16 protein-coding genes and 1 tRNA gene are annotated in these 21,869 nt (G+C 71.9%); 5 read left to right on the top strand and 12 right to left on the bottom strand.

All coding sequences use genetic code 11. The features are described 5' to 3' along the window. Nucleotides 1–36: 36 nt before the first annotated feature. Nucleotides 37–957, top strand: coding sequence for a metallophosphoesterase (locus MFF58_RS04615; RefSeq protein WP_238285651.1), 921 nt, complete (start codon nucleotides 37–39; stop codon nucleotides 955–957). A 410-nt stretch (nucleotides 958–1,367) separates the two neighbouring features. After that, the gene (locus MFF58_RS04610; protein ID WP_238285650.1) at nucleotides 1,368–1,829 is read left to right on the top strand and encodes an ABC transporter ATPase; all 462 of its coding nucleotides are present in this window, start codon (nucleotides 1,368–1,370) and stop codon (nucleotides 1,827–1,829) included. A 37-nt stretch (nucleotides 1,830–1,866) separates the two neighbouring features. On the opposite strand, the gene MFF58_RS04605 is transcribed toward MFF58_RS04610, so the two are convergent. Beyond that, on the bottom strand, nucleotides 1,867–3,399 hold the full coding sequence (locus tag MFF58_RS04605) for an acyl-CoA carboxylase subunit beta (RefSeq protein ID WP_238285649.1): 1,533 nt from the start codon (nucleotides 3,397–3,399) through the stop codon (nucleotides 1,867–1,869). A gap of 145 nt (nucleotides 3,400–3,544) precedes the next feature. Then, a tRNA-Val gene (locus MFF58_RS04600) sits at nucleotides 3,545–3,619 on the bottom strand. A 427-nt stretch (nucleotides 3,620–4,046) separates the two neighbouring features. On the opposite strand from MFF58_RS04600, the gene MFF58_RS04595 reads away from it, so the two are divergent. Both MFF58_RS04595 and MFF58_RS04590 read left to right on the top strand, forming a co-directional pair. After that, nucleotides 4,047–4,364 (top strand): Rdx family protein, encoded by a 318-nt coding sequence (locus MFF58_RS04595; protein WP_238285648.1) that lies wholly within the window; start codon nucleotides 4,047–4,049, stop codon nucleotides 4,362–4,364. A 55-nt stretch (nucleotides 4,365–4,419) separates the two neighbouring features. Beyond that, nucleotides 4,420–6,633, top strand: coding sequence for a sensor histidine kinase (locus tag MFF58_RS04590; protein WP_238285647.1), 2,214 nt, complete (start codon nucleotides 4,420–4,422; stop codon nucleotides 6,631–6,633). Between the two features lie 116 nt (nucleotides 6,634–6,749). Here MFF58_RS04590 and MFF58_RS04585 read toward each other — a convergent pair whose 3' ends face one another. The 10 genes from MFF58_RS04585 to crtD all read right to left on the bottom strand — a co-directional run bounded on the left by MFF58_RS04585 (nucleotide 6,750) and on the right by crtD (nucleotide 20,891). Then, on the bottom strand, nucleotides 6,750–7,895 hold the full coding sequence (locus tag MFF58_RS04585) for an ABC transporter permease (protein ID WP_238285646.1): 1,146 nt from the start codon (nucleotides 7,893–7,895) through the stop codon (nucleotides 6,750–6,752). Continuing rightward, nucleotides 7,892–8,908, bottom strand: a complete 1,017-nt coding sequence (locus MFF58_RS04580) for an ABC transporter permease (RefSeq protein ID WP_238285644.1) — start codon at nucleotides 8,906–8,908, stop codon at nucleotides 7,892–7,894. The genes MFF58_RS04585 and MFF58_RS04580 overlap by 4 nt, the downstream gene beginning before the upstream one ends. Next, nucleotides 8,905–10,806, bottom strand: coding sequence for an ABC transporter substrate-binding protein (locus MFF58_RS04575; protein WP_238285643.1), 1,902 nt, complete (start codon nucleotides 10,804–10,806; stop codon nucleotides 8,905–8,907). Before MFF58_RS04575 ends, MFF58_RS04580 begins: the two co-directional genes overlap by 4 nt. A 242-nt stretch (nucleotides 10,807–11,048) precedes the next feature. Beyond that, entirely contained in the window at nucleotides 11,049–11,915 is an 867-nt protein-coding gene (locus tag MFF58_RS04570; RefSeq protein WP_238285642.1) for a hypothetical protein, read from the bottom strand. Next, nucleotides 11,915–13,756 carry an ABC transporter ATP-binding protein gene (locus MFF58_RS04565; RefSeq protein WP_238285641.1) on the bottom strand — a complete coding sequence of 614 codons (1,842 nt, stop codon included), beginning with the start codon at nucleotides 13,754–13,756 and terminating at the stop codon, nucleotides 11,915–11,917. The genes MFF58_RS04570 and MFF58_RS04565 overlap by 1 nt, the downstream gene beginning before the upstream one ends. Further along, on the bottom strand, nucleotides 13,753–15,699 hold the full coding sequence (locus tag MFF58_RS04560) for a glycosyltransferase (protein WP_238285640.1): 1,947 nt from the start codon (nucleotides 15,697–15,699) through the stop codon (nucleotides 13,753–13,755). Before MFF58_RS04560 ends, MFF58_RS04565 begins: the two co-directional genes overlap by 4 nt. Further along, on the bottom strand, nucleotides 15,687–16,967 hold the full coding sequence (locus tag MFF58_RS04555; protein WP_238285639.1) for a glycosyltransferase family 4 protein: 1,281 nt from the start codon (nucleotides 16,965–16,967) through the stop codon (nucleotides 15,687–15,689). Before MFF58_RS04555 ends, MFF58_RS04560 begins: the two co-directional genes overlap by 13 nt. After that, a complete protein-coding gene (locus MFF58_RS04550; RefSeq protein ID WP_238285638.1) occupies nucleotides 16,964–18,202 on the bottom strand; it encodes a glycosyltransferase family protein in 1,239 nt (412 codons plus the stop codon). The genes MFF58_RS04555 and MFF58_RS04550 overlap by 4 nt, the downstream gene beginning before the upstream one ends. A gap of 299 nt (nucleotides 18,203–18,501) precedes the next feature. Further along, entirely contained in the window at nucleotides 18,502–19,359 is an 858-nt protein-coding gene (locus MFF58_RS04545) for a carotenoid 1,2-hydratase family protein (protein WP_238285637.1), read from the bottom strand. Next, entirely contained in the window at nucleotides 19,356–20,891 is a 1,536-nt protein-coding gene (gene crtD, locus MFF58_RS04540; protein ID WP_238285636.1) for a 1-hydroxycarotenoid 3,4-desaturase CrtD, read from the bottom strand. The genes MFF58_RS04545 and crtD overlap by 4 nt, the downstream gene beginning before the upstream one ends. A gap of 107 nt (nucleotides 20,892–20,998) precedes the next feature. On the opposite strand from crtD, the gene MFF58_RS04535 reads away from it, so the two are divergent. Next, complete coding sequence (locus tag MFF58_RS04535) at nucleotides 20,999–21,868, top strand: polyprenyl synthetase family protein (RefSeq protein WP_238285635.1); 870 nt, start codon at nucleotides 20,999–21,001, stop codon at nucleotides 21,866–21,868. Nucleotide 21,869: the final 1 nt, after the last annotated feature.

The raw sequence follows: 21,869 nt of genomic DNA, 5'->3' as shown, positions 1-21,869 counted from the left end.
ATCTCCGCCAAATCCAGACGCCACGGGACCATCGCGATGCTCATCCTGCCGAGTCGACGGCAGTTCCTGACGGGTCTGGGGGCCGGCGCCGGCCTGATGGCTGCGACTGGCGTCTACGCCTTCGACGTCGAGCCGCTGCACCGGCTGGTCGTGACACCCTACGCGCCGGATCTGCCGAACTGGGATCCGGCGCTCACCCTGCGCGTGGCGGTGCTGGCGGATTTCCACGTGTGCGAGCCGTTCATGCCCTTTGACCGGGTGGCGGAGATCGTCGACGCCACCAACGCGCTAAAGCCCGATCTCATCCTCATGCTCGGCGACTACCCGGCTGGGCGGATCGCGTGGCGCAAGCTGCCGCTCACCGACTTCGCCCGGATCGTCGAGGGCCTGAAGGCGCCTCTCGGCACCCACGCGATCCTCGGCAACCACGATTGGTGGGACGACGCGGGCGTCCAGCTCTCCGGACGCGGGACGCCGGCCGTGAAGCGCATCCTGGAGGCACGCGGCATCCCGGTTCTGGAGAATCAGGCCGTGCGCTTGGTCAAGGACGGCCGGCCCTTCTGGATCGCGGGCTTGGCCGATCAGCAGCCGTTCCAGAAGATGTGGGAATGGGTGAGCTTCGCCGACGTGCCGCGCACGCTGGCGGCGGTCACCGATTCGGCGCCGGTGATCCTGATGGCCCACGAGCCCGACATCTTCCGTGAATTGCCCGACCGCGTGGCGCTGACCCTGTCCGGGCACACGCATGGTGGACAGGTGCGACTGTTCGGCCGTTCGCCGGCGATCCGCAAGGTCCACGGCCGCGACTACTCCTACGGTCACGTCGTCCAGGATGGACGGCACATGATCGTGTCCGGCGGATTCGGCATGAGCCGGATCCCGGTCCGCTTCGGCGTGCCGCCGGAGATCGTTCTGCTGGAGCTCGGCTCGAGCGAAACGGCGGGGACGGGCACCTGAATGCGCCATCGCGCCTGAGGCTTGCGGTCGCCTCGTGCGGGCCTCGCGTGGCCGCTCCAGCCTTCGTCGCGTCATCCCGGGGCCATGCAGCGGAACCCGGAATCCGATGAAGCCCGTCGGTCCCGTCCCGTAACCAACGGCCGCTCGGAAGACCAGATCCGTCTGCGGAACTTTGGAATGCCGTAGCGGTCATTGAAGCCGCCAGCGGCTTCGTCGTCGCATGTTAGGTTGGCGATGGCGCCATCGCTCGCCGCGGAGATGGCCGCTCCAGCGATGGCCCCGGGTCGCCGAAGCTCAGGAGACCGTGAATTGCGTCCCTCATCGCGGTCGCGACAGCGTGCGGTCCGCTGTGCCCGCGCCGGAACGCCGCGCCGCTCGTCAGCCCGGCATCGCCGCGCTACCTCGCCGGGATGCGCGCGCTCCTTCCCGTCCTGATCGTCTCAGCCCTCGCGGCCGGCCACGGGTCCGCCCGCGCGGAATCCTGTGACGCCCTGATCGACAAGGTCACGGCCGAGACGGAGGCCAAGGCCTCCGAACGCCGAAGCGACTACGCCAGCTTCACGGCAGGGCCCGACATGACCCTGACCCTCGCCTGCGGGATGCCCGCCCTGTCGTCGGTGGGCGCGCAGTACCGCGGCGCGAACCCGCCGGAGAGCTACTACACGCTGTTCGGCCAGGCCGGCCACGCGGTGACCGGCATCGACGCCGCGGTGATCACGGAGGCCGCCCATAAGGCTCAGGCCGTCGCCACCAAGCTGCGCCACAGCAACGTCGATCTGGGCGGCGCACGGGTAACCTGCTCGGCGATGGTGTCGCCCGACAAGGGACCGCTGACCCTGTGCGCCGTGATCGAGCACAGCGACCGGAGCTGAGGCCAGCGACGGACCGCCGGGCGGGCAGCCGCCCGCCTCAGAGCGGGATGTTGTCGTGCTTCTTCCAGGGCTGCTCCATCTTCTTGGTGCGGAGCATGCCCAGGGCCCGGGCGATCCGGCGGCGGGTCGAGTGCGGCATGATCACCTCGTCGATGTAGCCGCGCTCGGCCGCCACGAACGGCGACAGGAACCGGTCCTCGTACTCGCCGGTGCGGGCCGCGATCTTGTCGGGATCGCCGAGTTCGCTGCGGAAGATGATCTCCACCGCACCCTTGGCACCCATCACGGCGATCTGGGCGGTCGGCCACGCGTAGTTCACGTCCGCGCCGACGTGCTTGGACGCCATCACGTCGTAGGCGCCGCCGAAGGCCTTGCGGGTGATGATCGTGACCAGCGGCACCGTCGCCTGCGAGTACGCGAACAGCAGCTTCGCGCCGTGCTTGATCAGCCCGCCATATTCCTGCGCCGTGCCCGGCAGGAAGCCCGGCACGTCCACCAGGGTCACGATCGGGATGCCGAAGGCGTCGCAGTAGCGCACGAAGCGCGCGGCCTTGCGCGAGGCATCCGAGTCGAGCACGCCGGCCAGAACCAGCGGCTGGTTGGCCACGAAGCCGACCGTGCGCCCCTCGATCCGGCCGAAGCCCGTGATGATGTTGCGCGCGTAAGCCGCCTGGATCTCGAAGAAGTCGCCCTCGTCGACCACGCGGCGGATCAGTTCGCCCATGTCGTAGGGCTTGTTCGGATTGTCGGGGATCAGCGTGTCGAGGGAGGCGTCGAGGCGGTTGACGTCGTCGAAGCTCTCCAGTTCCGGAACGCCGTCGGTGTTGTTGGCCGGCAGGAAGTCGAGCAGGCGACGGATCTGGAGGATCGCCTCCACGTCGTTCTCGAAGGAGCCGTCGGCGATCGACGACTTGCTGGTGTGGACTTTGGCGCCGCCGAGTTCCTCGGCGGTCACGACCTCGTTGGTGACCGTCTTCACCACATCCGGCCCGGTGACGAACATGTAGCTCGTGTCGCGGACCATGAAGATGAAGTCGGTCATGGCGGGGGAGTAGACGTCGCCGCCCGCGCACGGTCCCATGATGACCGAGATCTGCGGGATTACGCCCGAGGCCATGACGTTGCGGCGGAACACCTCGCCGTAGCCGCCGAGCGCGGCCACCCCCTCCTGGATCCGCGCGCCGCCGGCATCGAAGATGCCGATGATCGGGGCGCGCATCTTCAGCGCCATGTCCTGCACCTTCACGATCTTCTGGGCGTGCGCCTCCGAGAGGGAGCCGCCGAACACCGTGAAGTCCTTGGAGAACAGGAACACCGTGCGGCCGTTGATCGTGCCCCAGCCGGTGACCACGCCGTCGCCGGGGATCTTCTGCTTCTCCATGCCGAAATCGGTGGAGCGATGCTGCACGAACATGTCGAATTCCTCGAACGACCCGTGGTCGAGGAGGAGTTCGATGCGCTCCCGCGCCGTGAGCTTGCCGCGCTTGTGCTGCGCCTCGACGCGCTTCTCACCGCCGCCGAGCCGGGCCTGCGCCCGGCGGTCCGCGAGCTTGTCGAGGATATCCTTCATGGCTGTTTCCGCCCTTCCCCTACCGGTCGCCGCGACCCGGGTTCGGCCCGGATCCAAGCTTATGTGTTCGCCGATCGTGCGCCCTTAGCACGCGTCTATCCGGTGGCAAACCGACGCGCGGGTCCGATTTTCGGGGGGAGGGGGATGGTGGACGGTGCAGGGATCGAACCTGCGACCTTTCCCGTGTGAAGGGAACGCACTACCGCTGTGCTAACCGTCCGTACCGGCGTGTCGCGTGAAGCGTACGCCCGGCGCCCGCCTGCGCTTCGAAGCGTGGCGACCCGGTGGCGGGCCTTCTAGGGCGCGGCGGCCCAGGACGTCAAGCACGGCGCGCCACCTTCGGTGGCGTGAGGCCGAAAACCGGGCACGGCACCGCTGCCCCGGCCTGTTCCCGGCTCCGCACGGCAACCCGGGCCCGCCGCATGGGCCGCCGGCGGCGCGTGTCCCTCCACGCGCCGTAGTCCGGGGCACGTCCAGGAAAACGGGTCCCAGTTCCGACTCAGCGCAGCACCGACCGCGAGCCGGCTCCGGAGCAATCCACAGGTGCAAACCGAGGCGCGATCCTGCGGCCAGCCGCCGGTCCACGGTTGACAACGTCGCCGGCCCGGTGCGCTGTTGCGGGCATGCACGAGGGGCCAGCGGGCGCGATGCCCGGCAGCGACGTGACGGCAGAGGGCGCAGCGCGGGCGGAGCGGCCGCGCGTGGCGATCACCTACTGCACCCAGTGCAACTGGCTCTTGCGCTCCGCCTGGATGGCGCAGGAACTGCTCTCGACCTTCCGCGACGATCTCGGCGAAGTGGCCCTGGTTCCCGCATCCGGTGGTGCCTTCCGCATCGAGATGAACGGCCACGTCGTGTGGGAGCGGGTGCGCGACGGCGGCTTCCCCGACGTGAAGGCGCTCAAGCAGCGCGTGCGCGATCGCCTCGACCCGGGGCGCGATCTCGGCCATATCGACCGGCCATGAGGCGAGGCAACAGCCAGGCGCCCGCGGATATCCGTGGGCCGGGGAGGGGCGCCGCTTGAGTCCGGATCACCACAGGAAGGGCGGCGTTCCCGCGGTGATTCCCGCGCGCCGCACCTGGCTGGCGCGGCGGATCAACCGCTTCAGGAGCAACGGCTTCTCCACGCAGGTCTACCTGATCGCGCTCGTGGTCGCGCTCATCGGCCCCGGGCTCCTGTTCACCAGCATCCTGCTGATGCGCTACGCTTCCGCCGAGCGCTCGCGCTTCGAGCAGGACGCGCGCGAGAACGTCCGCGGGATCGGCCTGTCGCTGGATCGCGACACCGCGGGGCTCGTGTCGGTGCTGCAGACGCTCGCCACCTCGCCCCGGATCCGCCAGGGCGACTTCGAGGCCTTCGACGGGCAGGCCCGCCTCGTGCGGGAATCGATCGACCTCGATGTGCTGCTGCGCCGGCCCAACGGCCAGGAGGTTGTCAACACCGGCGTTCCCCGCGGCGCGCCGCTGCCGGTGATGACGCTGCCCTTCGACCAGGAACTGGCCCGGGGCACCCAGCGCGCCATGGTCAGCGGCTACGTGCCGGGGCCGACTCCCGCCGAGGCGACCTACTCGGTCGGCGTTCCGGTGATGATGGACGGCGAGGCCGCCTACATCCTGAGCTTCACGGTTCCGCTCGCCCGCCTGCAGGGCATCCTGTCCCGCGAGGTCGTGCCGGGCTGGACCACGGGAATCACCGATCGGGCCGGCACCGTGCTGGCGCGCCTGCCGGATCCCGAGGCCGTGATCGGGCGCCCGCGCCTCGCCAGCCTCCGGCAGGTCCAGACGGCGACGCCCGGCGTCTGGGAGGGCCAGGACCGGCAGCACAAGCCGGTCGTGGTCATCGAGGCGCGCTCCCGGCTCACGGGCTGGATGGTCGCCACCAGCATCCCCCAGGCCCTCGTGGACGCGCGCGTGCGGCGCTGGATCTGGGCCTTTGCGGGCTTCGGCCTGCTCGTGCTGGCGACCTCGTCGGTCTTGGCGGTGAACCTCTGGTCCCGGGTCTCGCGCCCGCTCCGTCTGCTGGCCGCCTCGGGGCCGGCTCTGGCGCGTGGCGAGGCCATCCCGCGGGTATCGTCGCCGGTGCACGAGATCGAGCGGCTCGGCTCGGTCCTGTCGGACGCGTCGCTGCGGCTGCGCACCCGGGAGGAGGAGCGCGACCGGGCCCTGGCCGACACGCGCCGGGGCCTGACCGCGCTCAGCGAGAGCGAGGCGCGCTTCCGCCACATGGCTGATTCGGCACCGGCGCTGATCTGGATGACCGACGAGACCGGCGCGGTCAGTTTCGCGAACCTCCATTTCGAGCACCTCTTCGGGATGCCGGCCTCGGAGTTCGCCGACGCCGGCTGGCACCGCATCGTCCATCCCGACGACCTGGACTCGTTCCGCGCGGCCTTTGCGGAGGCCTTCGACGCGCGCAGTCCGTTCCGCCTCGAGGTTCGGGTGATCGACAAGGACGGGGTGGTGCGCTGGCTTCAGTGTGAGGGCGTGCCGCGGCTCGACGACGACCAGAATTTCCTCGGCTACACCGGCTGCAACATCGACATCTCGGAGGCGAAGAACGCCGAGGAGCACCTGCTGCTCCTGATCCACGAACTGAATCACCGGGTGAAGAACACCCTCGCCACCGTGCAGTCGATCGCCGCACAGTCCCTGCGCGGACTGGAAGGCGCCGAGGCCGATGCGGCCCGGGCCGCCTTCGAGGCGCGGCTGTTGGCGCTCGCGCGCGTCCACGACGTGCTGACCCGGGAGAGCTGGGAGGGCGCGGAGCTGTCGGCCGTGGTGGCGGACGCGATCCGGCCGCTCGAATCCGCCGATGGCCGGGCCTCCCGCTTCAAAGTGGTCGGGCCGGCCCTGCGCCTGCCGCCGCGGCTCGCCCTCTCGATCGCCATGGCCCTGCACGAACTCGGCACCAACGCGGTGAAGTACGGCGCGCTCTCGAAGGAGGGCGGCTGCGTCGAGATCTCCTGGACGGTGCGGCGCGAGGCGGAGACACAGCTGTTCCTGCGCTGGGCCGAGAGCGGCGGCCCGCCGGTGAAGAAGCCGACCCGCACGGGGTTCGGATCGCGCCTGATCGAGCGCAGCCTCGCCCGCGAACTCGCCGGCGACGTTTGCCTGTCCTACGAGCCGACCGGGGTGGTCTGCACCATCAACGCGCCGGTGCCCGCCCCCGGCCTGGCGGAGCGCAAGAGCGTTGCCGCGCCGGCCCGGATCGCGCCGCTGCCTCTGGCGGGATAGGCGCGTGACGGCGCCCGGCGGTTCGCGTCGTCACCGCCCCGGACTGGCGGACCATCGTCCGGCGGTTTGACCGGGACGCCGGATCCCCGCCCCACCCGTCCGCTTCGGCCCCGGGGTCAGTGATACGGATCGGCTGCGTCCCGAAGGCCGTCGCCCATGAAGTTGAAGGCCAGCACGGTCACGAGAACCGGCAGCACCGGCAGCAGCAGCCACGGGTATAGCTGCACCGCCGCGAGGTTCTGAGACTCGTTCAGGAGGACGCCCCAACTCGTCACCGGAGGCCGCAGGCCCAGGCCGAGGAACGACAGGGCGGTCTCGCCGAGGATCATGGTGGGGATCGACAGGGTCGCCGAGGCGATCAGGTGGCTCATGAAGTTGGGAATCAGGTGGCGGCCGATCACCCTTGTGGGCGAGGCGCCCATCAGCTCGGCGGCCTGCACGAAATCCTCCTCGCGCAGGGCCAGCAGCTTGCCGCGCACGGCACGGGCGAGGCCGGGCCAGTCGAGCAGGCCGAGGATCACCGTGATGCCGAAGAAGATCAGCAGCGGGCTCCAGTTCGGCGGCAGCGCCGCCGACAGGGCGAGCCAGAGCGGCAGCTCCGGCAGGGAGCGCACCACCTCGATCAGCCGCTGCACGCCGGCATCCACGAGCCCGCCGAAATAGCCGGCGATCCCGCCGAAGAAGAGCCCGAGGGCGAAGGAGATCGCCACGCCCACGAGGCCGATCGTCAGGGAGATTCGCGCCCCGTAGATGATGCGCGAGAACAGGTCGCGGCCCAGCTTGTCGGTGCCGAGCAGGAACAGGGTGCCGTTCTCCGGTGGGCAGACGAGGTGCAGGTCGGTGTGGATCAGCCCCAGCCAGTCGTAGCCGTCGCCCCGGCAGAGGAAACGCAGCGGCTGGGGAGCCGCTCCGTCCACCACGTAGTTCCGGCGGAAGGTATCGAGGTCGAGATGGGCCCGGTACGGGTAGACGAACGGGCCGACCAACCGCCCCTCGTGGAACAGGTGGACTCCCTGGGGCGGGGCGTACAGGAAGTCGCCGTTGCGCCGCGCCTGGCCGTAGGGGGCGAGCATCTCCACGAACGGCACCGTGGCGTAGAGCGCGAGCAGGATCAGCGCCGAGCCGACGGCGATGCGGTGGCGCAGGAACTTGCGCAGGATCAGCCGCCAGGCCGAGGCGGAGCCGACCGGGCTCTCGCCCCGCGCCTCCGGCTCGAAGGGCGCCGGATCGACGTAGTGGCCGGCGGCGGTCCCGTCGCTCATCGCAGGCCCATGCGGATGCGCGGGTCGAGCCAGACCAGGGTCAGATCCGAGATCAGCATGCCGACCAGCGTCAGGCCGGCCACGAACATCAGGATGAAGCCGGCCATGAACTGGTCCTGGCTGCGCAGGGCGTCGAGGAGCAGCGGACCCACGGTCGGCAGGCTGAGCACCAGGGAGACCAGCACCGAACCCGACACGAGGTGCGGCAGCAGGTTGCCGATATCCGCCACGAACGGGTTGAGCGACATCCGGAACGGATATTTCAGCAGCGCCTTGAGGGGCGGCAGCCCCTTGGCCCGGGCCGTGACCGTGTAGGGCTTGGCGAGCTCGTCGAGCAGGTTGGCGCGCATGCGCCGGATCATCGCCGCGGTCCCACCGAGCCCGATCACGAGGGTGGGCACGATCAGGTGCGCCAGGAGGGAGCGGACCTTCTCCCAGGTCCAGGGCTGGTTGGTCAGCGCCGAATCGTAGAGGCCGCCGATTGACAGGCCGAACAGGCGGTTGGCGTAGAACAGCAGGATCAGCGCCAGCAGAAAACCCGGCACGGCGAGCCCGAAATAGCCCAGGAGCGTCACGACCGCGTCCCCAACGGTGTGCCGATGGGTTGCGGAGTAGATCGCCGCCGGGATCGCCACGAGATGGACGAAGATGACGGCCGTCAGGTTGATCAGCAGCGTCAGCCAGAGGGCGTCGCCCACGACCTCGGATACCGGCTTGTCGTACTCGAACGACCAGCCCCAATCGCCCTGGAGCAGGCCCGAGAAGCCCGCGGCGCCGGGCATGACGCCGATCCACATGAGATATTGCTGCCAGACCGGCCGGTCGAGGCCGTATTGCCGGATCAGAAGCTCGGCCTTCGCGACCGAGCTCGCGTCGCCGGTGGCGCGAAGCTCCATGATCCGGTTGGTCAGGTAGTCGCCGGGCGGCAGCTTGATGATGACGAACACCAGCGCCGAGATGACGAGGAGCGTCAGCGCCATGGTCACGACGCGGCGGAGGATCTGGCCGATCACCGGGCCTCCGCGCGCGTGTCGGCGCCGCTGTCGAAGAACATCTCGTCGAGGCGCTGCACGCCGATCATCGCGTTGGGCTCCCAGGAATACAGGGCGCGCTTGGGCAGGTTGATCAGGCGGTCGGCGCCGACCACCGGCTGCAGCGCGCCCGCCACGGTGCCGATCACCCAGGTGTTCTCCGCGTGGTTCGCCAACATCGCGCGCCAGATCGAGGCCTGCGTCCCCGCATCGTCCGTGTCGCGCCATCGGCGGTCGAGGTCGAGGAGCTGTCGCACCTCCGCCACGTCGCAGGGCTGACCGCTCTTGCCGTGGCTCTCGACGTTCAGGCTCCAGAGCGGCCAGGAATAATGCTCGGCCTGGGCCGGGCTCAGCTCCGTCGGCGGCATGATCGCGGTCGGCACCGCGAGGTCGAGTCCCTGGGCGGCGACCATGACGGTGAGGCCGCCCACGGAGCGGCGGCGCAGGTTCGTGCGCTCCTGCGGCTTGGTGATGAGGCGGATGCCGACCTCACGCCAGAACTCGGTGATGAGCAGGAGCGCGTCGAGGACCATCTCGGCCTCGCCGTCGCTCTCCACGACGATCTCGAGCGGCCGCCCATCGGCCATGAGGCGCGTGCCCGAGCCGTCGCGGCGGTCCAGCCCCACCGCGTCGAGGAGGCGCGCGGCCTGCGCGGGCTCGTAGGTGGCGTGGAGCGTCCTGAGCTCCGGCGAGAACAAGGGGCTCTCGGGCACGATCGTGTCGTTGCCCTCGGTGCCCAGGCCGAACAAGAGCGTGTTGTTGAGCGTCCGCCGGTCGATGGCGAGCGACAGGGCGCGGCGGTAGCGGACGTCGCGGTTGAGGGCGCGCAGCACCGGGTCGAGGGTGGTCAGGTTCGGGTAGAGGGCGATCTCCGAGCCGCGGGCCACGGGCCACAGGTTGGTGCGGTACCGGTGCGCCTTCTCGCCCTCCTTCAGACTCGGGATGTCGAGCATCGACAGGCCGCGGAACATCAGGTCCGCCTCGCCCGCGTTGGTCTTGGCGACGAGCAGGCCCTGCGAGGCCACGTCCATCACGATGGAGTCGACGTAGGGGAGCTGCGTGCCGGCCGTGTCGACGCGATGGTAGCTGCGGTTGCGCTCGAAGCGGAAGCGCGTGGCGGGCGACCGGGTGCGGGGTACCCAGGCCTGTAGGGTCGGGCAATCCGGGTTGTTCAGCTCGTAATTGTCGTCGAGGCGGTTGTGCATCGCCGGCCAGCCGCGCAGCTTCAGCGCCTTGGCCTTCGCATCCGCCGCGTCCTTGCCGACGTAGCGGGCGTGGAAGGGCTTGAGATAGTGCGACGGGCGGTAGATCAGCGGGTCGCGCGGGGCGGCGAGCGCCGGCAGGAACATCGGATTCGGCCGGTCCCAGCTGTAGCGGACCGTGCGCGGATCGAGGAACTCGACCTGCGGCGGCTTTCCATCTACGAGGAAGAAGGCCGGCGGCCCCTCCGGGCTCAACGCCTTCTCGTTGGCCACATCCTCCCAGAAGTAGCGGAAGTCCTCCGTGGTGAACGGGTGCCCGTCCGACCAGCGGTGGCCGTCCCGCAGCGTGAAGGTGAACCGGCCGCCCTCGACGTCGACGCGCTCCAGCACGTCGGGCCGCAGGGTCAGGTCGGAATCGTAGCCGACGAGGCGGGTGTAGCCGTAGACCGAGAGGTAGCGGACGTCCCGCGCCTTGGCGATCAGCGTGCGGATCGTCCCGCCGGTCGCGCCGATCTTCCGCCCGCGGGCCGGGAGATCGGCGACGAAGGGGGCGGTGGGAGGGGCGGGGACGTCGGCATCGGCCCGGCTGCCGCGCGGCCAGAGCAGGGCGGCACCGGCTCCGCCCAGCAGGGCACGGCGAGAGACGCCGCTCGCCCGCTCCGCTGTTCGAGGCTGCAAATGTAGGGGTTCCTTCCGGTCGAGCGGAATCGCCTCATCCGCTTCTCTCCCTTCCCCCCCTGCGGGGAAGGGCTGCCCCTGCGCCGTGAGGGGGGCGATGACGGAAGCGTGGCTTCCGAAGGAGGCGCTCCCGTCATGGCGAACGCACCCCCGTTCTGCACGGTTCTGCTCGTCCGGCGACGCCCGTCTCAGACCGCTTTCACCTGGAGAGAGGGGAGGGAGCATCCGCGCGTCCGATCCGCTCATGGCCCACCCCGCAGCGTCACGGAGGTCAGGCGCGCCGGCGAGTACCCGGTGGCCCGGTGCAGGTCGTCGAAGGCGTGGGAGCGCCCGATCAGACCGGCTGCCTCGCGCAGGAGGGCGTCCTCGGCCGGCTGCTCGAAGAGGCGGCCGTTGCGGATCCAGCGGATCGGCTCCCGGCTGCGCTCGGGTCCGGTGATCATCGCGATGGTCGGATGGGCCGGGCCGCCATGGGCGTGGATCCGGTGGCCGGCCGCGTCGTCGTCGAACAGCAGCCGGGTGACGCCGCGGGCCTGCGCCTCCACGACCCGCCGGCCCTGCGCGACGTGATCGTCGAAGAACGCCACCGTCCGCGCCGGATCGAGCCGGGACCAGTCCGCCGTCGACCAGTCGGCGGTGCTGTAGCGGGCCCGGACGTCGCGGTACTGCAGCCCCGACAGGTCGGGATCGTGGCAGAAGATCTCGGCCTGGGGCCGCGCCTGCCGGATCACCCACGTGGTCAGCCCGCGGAACACACCCGATTCGACCACGAAGTCCGGCTTCAGAGCCCGCATCGCCACGTAGAGCTGCAGCGCGCCGTTGAAGCCGCTGCCGCCCCGGCGCTGCCGGACCGGCGCCGTCGGAATCAGCGTCCAGAACGTTTGGACCTGCTCCAGGACGTCGCCGTCCGGCTCCAGGCCGGCGGCAGCGAGGTCGCGCTCCAGGATCGCCGCCGCGGCTCCGAGAAGCGTCGCCACCTCGTGCGCGGAGGTCGGCCGATGGCTCCAGTCCGGCGCCGCCGGGACGAGGTCGTAGCCCAGCCGGTCGAACAGCGGCGACAGGACCCGGCGCCGAAGACGCTCCAGCAATACGGGCGGGCGCTGCTGCATCACGCGGCCTCCGCGGCCTGCGCGCCGCCGAAGCGCACCCGGTGCCCGGCCTCGATCGCCCGCATGGTGCCGGCCTCGTCGGGCCCCAGCCGGTACGGCTCCGCCCAGCGGGTCGGATCGTTCTGCTCCGCCGTCACCGCGGCGAAGTCGAGGGGGTGGTCGAGGCTCGGATCCGGCACCGCGGCGAGGAGCGCCCGCGTGTAGGGGTGGACCGGGCGGCGGAACAGGGCAGCGCGGGGAGCCTCCTCGACGATCCGGCCCCGGCACATCACGCTGATCGTATCCGCCATGTAGTCGATCACCGCGAGGTTGTGGGAGACGATGAGGTAGGAGAGGCCCAGGGCCGCCTGGAGGTCCTTGAGCAGATTCAGGATCTGCGCCTGCACCGACACGTCGAGGGCCGAGACCGGCTCGTCCAGCACCAGCAGGCGCGGCTTGGCGGCAAGCGCCCGGGCGATGCCGATGCGCTGGCGCTGGCCGCCCGAGAAGGCGTGCGGGTAGCGACCGAGGCCGCCCGGCTCCAGGCCGACCATCGCCATCAGGTCGCGGCAGCGCTGCCGCCGCTCCGGCGCGGGGACGCCGTGAATCTCCATCGGCTCGGACAGGATCTGGCGCACCGTCATCCGCGGATCGAGGGACGCGTAGGGGTCCTGGAACACGAACTGGACGTTGCGCCGGAAGGCGAACAGGGCGTCACCGCTCAAGGTGTGGACGTCGCGCGGACCGCTGCCGTCGTCGAACAAAATCCGGCCCGAATCCGGCGCCAGCGCCCGCATGATCATCTTCGAGACGGTGGTCTTGCCCGAGCCCGACTCGCCGACGAGGCCCAGCGTCTCTCCGGCCTTGAGGCTCAGGGACACGTCCGCGACGGCGTGGACCAGCCGCGGCTTCTGCCACAGGCGGCCGGCGCGCAGCGTGAAGGTCTTGCTCACCCCCTCGACCTCGAGCACCGGACCGGCGAGCGGCGGACGCGCCTGCCCGGGCGGAATCTCGGCCCGGGCCGGCCGGATGGGCGTGAGCCGCTCGCCGGGCGCCATGTCGAACCGCGGCACCGCGTGGAGCAGGGCCCGCAGATAGGCGTGGCCCGGGGTGCGCATGACCGTATCCCGGGGACCGGCCTCCACGAGGCGGCCGCGATACATCACCGCCACGTCGTGGGCGATGTTGGCCACGACGCCGAGGTCGTGGGTGATCAGCAGGATCGCCATGCCGGTCTCCTCCTGGAGACGGGCCAGGAGGGCGAGGATCTGCGCCTGGGTGGTGACGTCCAGCGCGGTGGTCGGCTCGTCGGCAACCAGCAGGGCGGGCTTCAGGATCAGCGCCATGGCGATCATGGCGCGCTGGCGCAGCCCCCCCGAGAGCTCGAACGGGTAGGTCCGGAGCGCCCGGTGGGGATCCGGGAAGCCGACGCGGGCGAGCGACTCCTCAGTCCGCGCGTCGGCCTCCTTGCGGTCCGCGCCCGTGTGGATGCGCAGGGCCTCGCCGATCTGGTCGCCGATCGTGTGGAGGGGCGACAGGCAGGTCATCGGCTCCTGGAAGATCATCGCGATGCGCTGCCCGCGGACCGCCCGCATCGCCGGCCCCTCGGCGGGGAGCCGCGCGATGTCGGTCTCCGACGATCCGTCGCGGAACAGGATCTGGCCCCGGGTGATGGCGGCCGACGGCGGTAGGATCCGCAGGATCGCCTGCGCGGTCACCGACTTGCCCGATCCCGATTCACCGACGAGCGCCAGGGTCCGACCGCGCGGTACGTCGAGGGACAGACCGTGCAGGGCCTCGAACGGTCCGCTCTCCGTGCGGAAGGCGACCGCAAGGTCGCGGATGGACAGAAGTGGGCTCAACCAGTCCTCGCGATCCGGGCAACCCGAGACTTAGAAGGCCCCGCATCGGAGTCCACCGTGACCTGATCGAACAGGTGTCGAAAATCCACGACCTGTACCGCCGGATGCTTGACCAGCACCGGGATCAGCTCTTCCACGAAGGACCAGATCGCGGCGTCGTGGACGAGGTGGTGGGTCAGGAGGCCGACCGTCCGTCCCTCCGCGACCGCGGCTGCGAGATCGCGGAGCAGCGCGTCCGGGTTTCCCAGGGAACGCGTGCCGCGCCAATCGATGGGATCCAGGGTGGCGTCAAGCCGGCGCAGGCCCGGCACGTCGGGTCCGGGCACCGCCGAGAGCCCGCGATACCCGAGATCCGACAGGGCGGCCGCGAAATCCGGCGCCAAGCGGTTCCAGGGCGGCACGAAGACCGGCAGGACCGACGCCTTCGGCAGGCGGTCGCGGGCGATCCGCAGCCCCGTGGCGGCGTCGGCGCGCAGAGCGTCGAGCGGCCGGTGGGCGCCGAACTCGGCGGGCTTCTCACCGGGGGGCGCGTGGTTGCGGTGTGCCAGCCCGTGGATCGCGACGCTCACGTGCCCGGCCTCCTCGAGCCGAAGCCCGAGGACGGGCGCCAGCCCGTTCGGGATCGCGGCCAGCAGCAGCGGAGTGGCGTGCCGCGCGGCGAGGGCGATCAGTCGGTCGAGGGCGGGGGTCGCCGTGACCGCGTCGTCGTCGCGCCAGAAGAACGGCACGGACCGGCCGCGGTCGGCAGCGGTATCGAGCGCGGAACGGAGTGCATCGCGGCCCCGGCGCGGCGTCCGCGGCGGGTGGCGGACCGATCCCCGCCCGGCGCGCAGTTCCTCGACGATCGCCACCGTGCGCCGGGCCCCGCCGAGGTCGATGCCGTGGCGGCCGGGGAGGGGCGCGGCGCGCTGCGCGTCCACGGCGTGCAGGAGCGATTCGGCGCTCAACGCCGCCTCCGGCAGGACCCGGGCGAGGCCGCGCGCCGCGAGGCGCTCGGCACGCAGCCGCTGCTCGGTCTCGCCCCCGGCCTCGAAGGGCACGAGAACCGCCGGCGTCCCGGTGGCGAGGAGATCCGTGGCGGTGTTGTATCCGCACTGGCTCACGGAAAGCGCGGCTTCGGCCAGCAGGTCGCGGTAGTCCGGCCGCGCGCGGGAAACGGTCCCGTCCGGAAGGTCGCGCGCCATCGCGGTCAGTGCCGCCTCCGGCACGCCGTGACCCGCCAGGATACGCCAGCCGAGTTCCGGCCGCCGCCGCGCCGCCTCGGCAGCGGCGCGCAGCAGGATCAGCCCGGCCGGACCGGACCCGGCCGCCACCACCACGCCCGCGCGGGCGGCGGCCGGGGCCGGGGGCGCGCCCTCGTCCACGTAGCCGGTGTAGGTGAGCTTGCTGGCCGTGGCCGGATCAAGGGGCCAGGACGCGTCCAGCGGCGCGAGGGCCGGATCGCCGTGCACCAGCACGGCGTCGTAGAGCGCCGCCACGCGGGCATGGGCCTGCGCGATCCGCTCGGGCTTCGTCGAGGCGACGAGGATGTCGCGCACGGAGGCGAGGACGAGCGGGCGCGGCCGGCGCGCCCGGGCGGCCTCCACCAGGGCCAGGAACTCGGCCGCGAGGGCCCGGCGTCCGAAGGGGAAGAGTTCGGTCACCACCGCGTCCGGCGCGAAGGCCGCATCCGCCTCGACCATCAGCGTCCGGCGTCGCGCCAGCAGGTCCGCGTCGGCGGGGCGGCCATCCGATCCGAGCAGCGTGGCGAAGTCCGTCCCGGCGATCCGCAGCGGCGGCAGCTGGACGAGGCGGACGCAGTGGAGCCGCACCAGCGGGGCCGGTACGCCGCCGGAGACCAGCGCGGCTTCGTGGCCGGCCTCCGCGAAGGCGCGTGCCAATGCGGCTGCCCGGGTGAGGTGTCCGGCCCCGAGGAGATGCGTGACCGCGATCAGGACGCGCACGCGGTCAGCTCCGTCTCGCCCGGCTCGGCGGCGCCCGGCAATCCCGCCGAGGCGCGCAGCCGTGCCGCGATCAGCGTCACGGCGGCCTCGGCCGAGAACTCGCGCACGAGCCGCCCCCGCGCCGCGTCGCCGATCCGGTGCCGCAGATCCGGATCGCCGGCGAGGCGTAGCACGGCGCCGGCCAGCGCCGCCGGATCGCCGGGCGGCACGAGAATCCCGTGGAGACCGTCGCGGATGAATTCGGGCGTGCCCGCGAAGGCGGTCGCCAGGATCGGCAGCGTCTGACTCGCGGCCTCCATCAGCACGTTCGGCAACCCGTCCCGGTCGCCGCCCGGGGCCGGCTTGGTCGGCAGGACGAACAGGTCCGCGGCGCGCATCGCCGCCACGACCTCGGGTTGCGAAAGCGCCCCGCGGAACGCGACCCGGTCGGCCAAGCCCCGGGCGCGCACGTGCCCTTGGAGGGCCTCCCGCAATTCGCCCCCGCCGATCAGGTCCAGGCGCCAGTGCAGCCCGGCGGGCAGCGCGGCGAGGGCTTCGATCAGGTCGTCGTGCCCCTTCTTGGCGACGAGCCGGCCGACGCAGAGCAGACGGAGAGGGGCTTCGGGATCGGTTCCGTCGCGCCCGTCATGCCGCGCGGGGGGAGCCGGGAAGCGGCCGAGGTCGAGGCCGTGATAGGCGAGGAGCGTTTTTCCCGGGGCGAGGCTTTCGAGGCGGGCGAGGCCGTCACGGGTGCAGGTGACCCCCCAGGCGGCGTCGCGCAGCTTCTCGGCGAGGTCCCAGTCCGGGGTCGTCCAGATGTCCTTGGCGTGGGCCGAGAAGCTCCAGCCGCGCCCCGTCAGCAGGGCGGCGTAGCGGGCGACGCTGGCCGGGGTGTGGAGGAAGTGGACGTGGATGTGGGTGACCGCTCCGGGCAGCTCGCGGGCCAGCACCAGCGCCTGCCCCAGCCGGCGCAGGCGGGAGGCCGAGGGGTCGCGCCGCAGGTCGCGGGCGAAGAGCGCCAGCAGCGCCGGCAGCCGGCGTCGCCGCAGGGCGGCGCCGAGACCGCGCAGCACCCGCAGCGGCGCCGCGCGGAGGTATTCCGGCAGGTAGGCCACCGGGGCTGAGATCTGCCCATGCATCGGGTGTCGCGCCCGGTCGGTGGGCTGGCGCAGCGACCAGATCTCCAGCGGCAGACCGCGCTGCTCCAGCGCCAGGATCTCCTGGGCGATGAAGGTTTCCGAGAGCCGCGGATACCCCTTCAGCACCACGGCGATCCGGCCGGTCGTCACGAGATCGCCCGCAGGGCTTGCTGCCCGTCCCCTGCGCGGGCGAGTGCCCGCACCCGGCGCGCCACGGCCTCGAGCCCGTCGAGCAGGCCCGGGACCAAGACGCGCGACGGCTCGGTCTGGTCCGGCAGGGCGCGCAGGGCCGCGGCCATGCGCTCCGGCGCGCGGCCGTCCTCCTCCAGCAGCACCCGCACGAGGCCGAGCCGCTCCGCCGCGAGGGCCCGGATCGCCTGCTCCCGGCGCGGCTCGGTCCGCGGCACGAGGATGGCGCGGCGGTCGAAGGACAGGATCTCGCAGAAGGTGTTGTAGCCGCCCATCGCCACGACGCCGGCCGCCTTGCGCATCAGGAACTCGATCTCGCTGTCGAAGGTGATGGCGGCGATCCGGCCGGCGAGCCCGCGGATGCGCGTCGCGAAGCCGTCCCGGGTGGCGGCGTCGAGGAAGGGTCCGAACGCGATCAGCGCCGGCAACGGGATCCCGGGATCGGCCTCGTAGGCGGCGATCACCCAGTCGATGAGCGCGGCCCCGTCGCCGCCGCCGCCCGGCGTCACGAGGATGAACGGCCCGTCGGCCATGGCGGGCTCCTCGCGCCCGGCCCGGCGGTCCGGCAGCTCCCTGCGGAGATAGCCCGTGTAGGTCAACCGCGCATCGATCCGGGCGGCTGTCTCGGGATCCATCGGCAGGGCGGCCAAGGGCGCGTGGATGCGGCTCAGGCCGTAAACCCAGATCTCGTCGTAGAATCGCGCCATCGTCTCGATCGCGCCCTTGCGCTCCCATTCGGGCACGAGGCGGTCGGCGTCGTCCAGCACGTCGCGCAGGCCGAGCACCAGCCGGATCCCGCGGGCGGCTGCGCTGTCCAACACAGGCATCAGCTCGCCCTGGAACCCGGCGGGCTCCTTGTCGACGAGGATCAGGTCGGGCCGGAAGGCCGCGCAGGTTCGAGCGATGGCGGCCGAGCGCTGTGCCACGGTCCGGGCGAGGGGGACCGCGGGATCGAGGCTGGCATAGTTGCCGTCGGGGAACTTCGTCACCGGCGGCAACCGGACCGTGCGCACGCCGGCCGCGAAGGCGAAGCGGTCGATCACCGGCGATCCCGAGACGATCATCGCCCGCGCGCCGCGGTCACCGCCGACGATGGCGTTGGCGATGGCCCGCGAGCGGCGCAAATGGCCGAGCCCGAAGGTGTCGTGGCTGTAGATCAGGACGCGGGAGGCGGGGGCCGGCTCGTCCACGCGCATCGGTTCAGACCGCCTCGGTTGACGGCGCGAGGATCGCAGCCGCAGCCGTCTCGCACAAGCCGGTCCGAGCGGCAAACCGGTTGGATAGCCGAGGCGCCGCGCGATGCGTCTCGGCGTTTCACCGTCCGGAACGGACGAGCGTGAGCGCGCCCCCTCGGAAAAGCCTCGCCGTCCGCAGGGTACTGGACGTCCCGACGTTCAGGCCGGGACCCCTTCAACCCGGGCCGGCATGCGGCGCAAAGGAGCTTCTTGCGGCGCCTCGCGCGGCGGCGCCGAGAGGCTGTACCGGTCGCCCCCGGTCAGGCCATCGGCCGCGGCATCCGGAAGGGCAGCATCAGCTGCACCAGCGGGTTGCGGAACCGGTCGAGCGAGAGGCTCTCGTGCATCGCCCGCACCGGTTCGCCGCACAGCGTCGAGGCCAGCAGCGACCGGGCGTAGAAGGGCGTGTCCTCGTAGGTGGCCAGTACGCGGGCGCGGCCGTCGTCGCTGCGGGTTTCGCGGGCCATGCGCCAGAACGACGTCGCCGGCAGCGGCGCGGCGGCGGGTGGCCGGATTTCGCGACGGCTTCCATCGGCGGAGAACCGGAGCGACAGGTTTTGGCCGCCGCCCTCCCGGTGCTGGACGTCGTACAGGATCGCGGCGCCGTCCGGCAGATCGGCCCGGCACCACGTCCAGCGGGAGAAGGCGGCGGCGAGCGGCTCGTCGCCGTCGTTCGTGTCGAAGTAGCCGCTGCCGCGCCAGCGCAGATCCGGCTGGTCGAAGGCCACCTCCACTCGCGAGGAGGGCGCCATCGGCCACCAGCGGTGGCGGCCGGCCCGGTCGAGGTGGAACGGGCCGCCTGTGAAGCCCCGGGGCTCCAGCCGCACCGTGCCGCGGATCCGGTGCGGCACCGGCGCGCCGCGCTCGTCGATCCGGACCGTCAGCGCGGTGCCGTCCCAGTGCATGGCGCTCGGGCCGATGGCGATGTGGTCGGCGCTGCGCGACAGGCTGGCGGCGCCGCGCTCCGTCATGGCGAAGCGGCTTGGGCTGCCGTACAGCACCACGTTCATCGCGCAGTGGGCGAACGGGTCCTTGTCGATGCTCCAGCCGTAATAGGGTGAGAACACGCTGCCGATGAACGCGATGATGGTGAGGCCCTGGCGGCCGTCGTCGCTCACCGCATCGACGTACCACCACGCGTAGCCATTCCGCGCGACCGGGCCGTCGAAGCGCGGTCGTCCAGGATCGCCGCCGCCGCTAGCCGGCCCGACTGCGCCGCCATCGGCACGCCCGGGCCGGGATGCACCGAACCCCCCGCCAGATAGAGGCCCGGCACCGCCGTCCGCGCTCCGGCGCGCTTGAAGGTCGCCGCCCAGCCCTGGGCTGCCCGCCCGTACAGGGCTCCCCCCGTCCCGGGAAACAGCGCGTTGAAGTCCCGCGGCGTCGTCGTCACCGCCGGCGAGGCCATGTCCAGGCTCAAGCCGCAGGCCCCCAGCCGGCGGAACAGGTTCCTCGCGCATGTCTCGATCTCCGTCGGTGAGGGCGGGTGGTCCCGGCCGTCCGCCGGGGCGTTGACCAGCATCAGAAGGCGCTCGGGCCCGTCGGGCATGGTGTGCCCCTCGATCCGGTCCTGAGCGCATACGTAGACGGTGGGATCCGCGGGTAGGCGGCGCGCCCGCAGGATCGCGTCGAACTCCGCACGGTAGTCTTGGGAGAAGAAGACCGTGTGGTGGGACAACGGAAAGCCCCGCGTCGTCGCAGCGGCGCACAGGGTCACGGCCGAGAGCGAGCGGTCGGTGGGGGCCAGGCGCTCGCCAGCGGCGGCGGTCTCCGGTCCGAGGAGGCCCGCGCCCAGCGCGGCGCAGTCGGCGTTGCAGACGACGCGGTCCGCCGCGATCCGCTCGCCGTCGGCCAGCACCACGCCGGCGACGCGGCCGCGCTCGGTGAGGATGCGCTCGACCTGCGCGCCGTAGCGGAACGCGGCGCCGCGCTCGGCGGCGAGGTCAGCCACCGCCCGCGCCAGCCCGCTGAGCCCATCCGCGACCGTCCAGACCCCTGCCTGCTCCACGTGGGCGACCAGCATCAGCGTCGCCGGCGCCGTGAACGGCGATGCGCCGCAATAGGTCGCGTAGCGGCCGAACAGCTGCTGCAGCCGCGGATCGCGGAAGAAGGTCCCGAGGGCGGACCACAGGGTGGCGAAGGGCTGGATCCGCCAGAGGTCGCCGAGGCCCGACAGCCCGACCCGCTGCGCGAGGCCGGCCGGGCTGGTCCGCCCCTCGCGGATGAACGGTCCCTCGAGCGTCCGGTAGACCTCGGCCGACCGCGCGCAGAAGCGCCGGTACCCCTCGGCCTCCCGGGGACCGGCGAAATCCGCGATGGCCGCCGCCGACGCCTCGATGTCGGCGAAGAGGTCGAGCCGCTCGTCGCGGCTCCAGGCGTGTCGGGCCAGCAGACTGGCCGGCGCGAGGGCGACCCGCTCGGCGAATCGCGCGCCGCATTCGGCGAACAGCTCCTCGAAGACCCACCGCATGGTGAAAACGGTGGGGCCGGCCTCGATCATGCGGCCTCCCGCAGGGATGCTGCGCATCTTCCCGCCCGGATGCGGCGCCTTCTCGACGACGATCGTGTCGAGGCCGGCATCGGCCAGCCGGAGGGCCGCGGCGAGGCCGCCGATACCGGCACCGATTACGACGACGCGCTCTTGCGCCACGCTTGCCTCACGCTTCGACCCTGAAGCCGGATTGATCTGCGGTCGCGAAAGTGTCAATAAGAAATGACACTTGTTGCTGACAACCGCACACAACACGGGGGCAACGCATGGAGCCGGGTCGCCGAATCGAGACGGCGCTGGATCGCGCCGTCGCTTACGCCGAGGCGCCCGGTGCGCCCCCCCTCCTGGCCGAAGCCCTGCGCTATGCGGTCTTCCCGGGCGGCCACCGCATCCGCCCACGCCTCTGCCTCTCGGTGGCGCGGGCCTGCGGGGACGACGATCCCGCAGGTTCCGAAGCCGCCGCGGCGGCGATCGAACTCCTGCACTGCGCCTCCCTGGTCCACGACGACCTGCCCTGCTTCGACGACGCGCCGATGCGCCGGCAGAAGCCCGCCGTCCACGTGGCTTTCGGCGAGCCGATCGCCGTGCTGACCGGCGACGCGCTCATCGTCCTCGCCTTCGAGACGGTGGCCCGCGCAGCCGGCCGGCGCCCTGGGCGGCTCGTCCGCCTCGTCGGTCTGCTCGGACGCGCCGCCGGCTCCCCATCCGGCATCGCGGCGGGACAGGCCTGGGAATCGGAGGCGCATATCAGCCTGAGCGATTACCAGCAGGCCAAGACGGGGGCCCTGTTCGCAGCCGCTACGGTGGCGGGCGCGGCGGCCGCCGGTGCCGAACCGGAGCCCTGGCGCCGCCTGGGCGAGTGCCTCGGCGAGGCCTACCAAGTGGCCGACGACCTGCGCGACGTGGCCTGCCGCCAGGAGGAGATCGGGAAGCCCGCCGGGCGCGACGCCACTCTGGGCCGGCCCAACGCTGCCGCGCTGCTCGGCACCGACGGGGCGATGGCGCGCCTGTCGCGCCTGACCCGGGAGGCCGTGGCGTCGATCCCGGCTTGCCCCGGGGCGGCCGGACTGACCGCGGAGATTGAGGCGCAGGCGCGGCTCTTCCTGCCCGCGAGCCTGCGCGCGGTGGTGGCCTGAG

This window comes from Methylobacterium longum, assembly GCF_022179385.1.
Classification (GTDB): Bacteria; Pseudomonadota; Alphaproteobacteria; order Rhizobiales; family Beijerinckiaceae; genus Methylobacterium; species Methylobacterium longum.
Note: the sequence above shows the minus strand (reverse complement) of the source record. Positions and strands in the feature narration are given on the sequence as shown.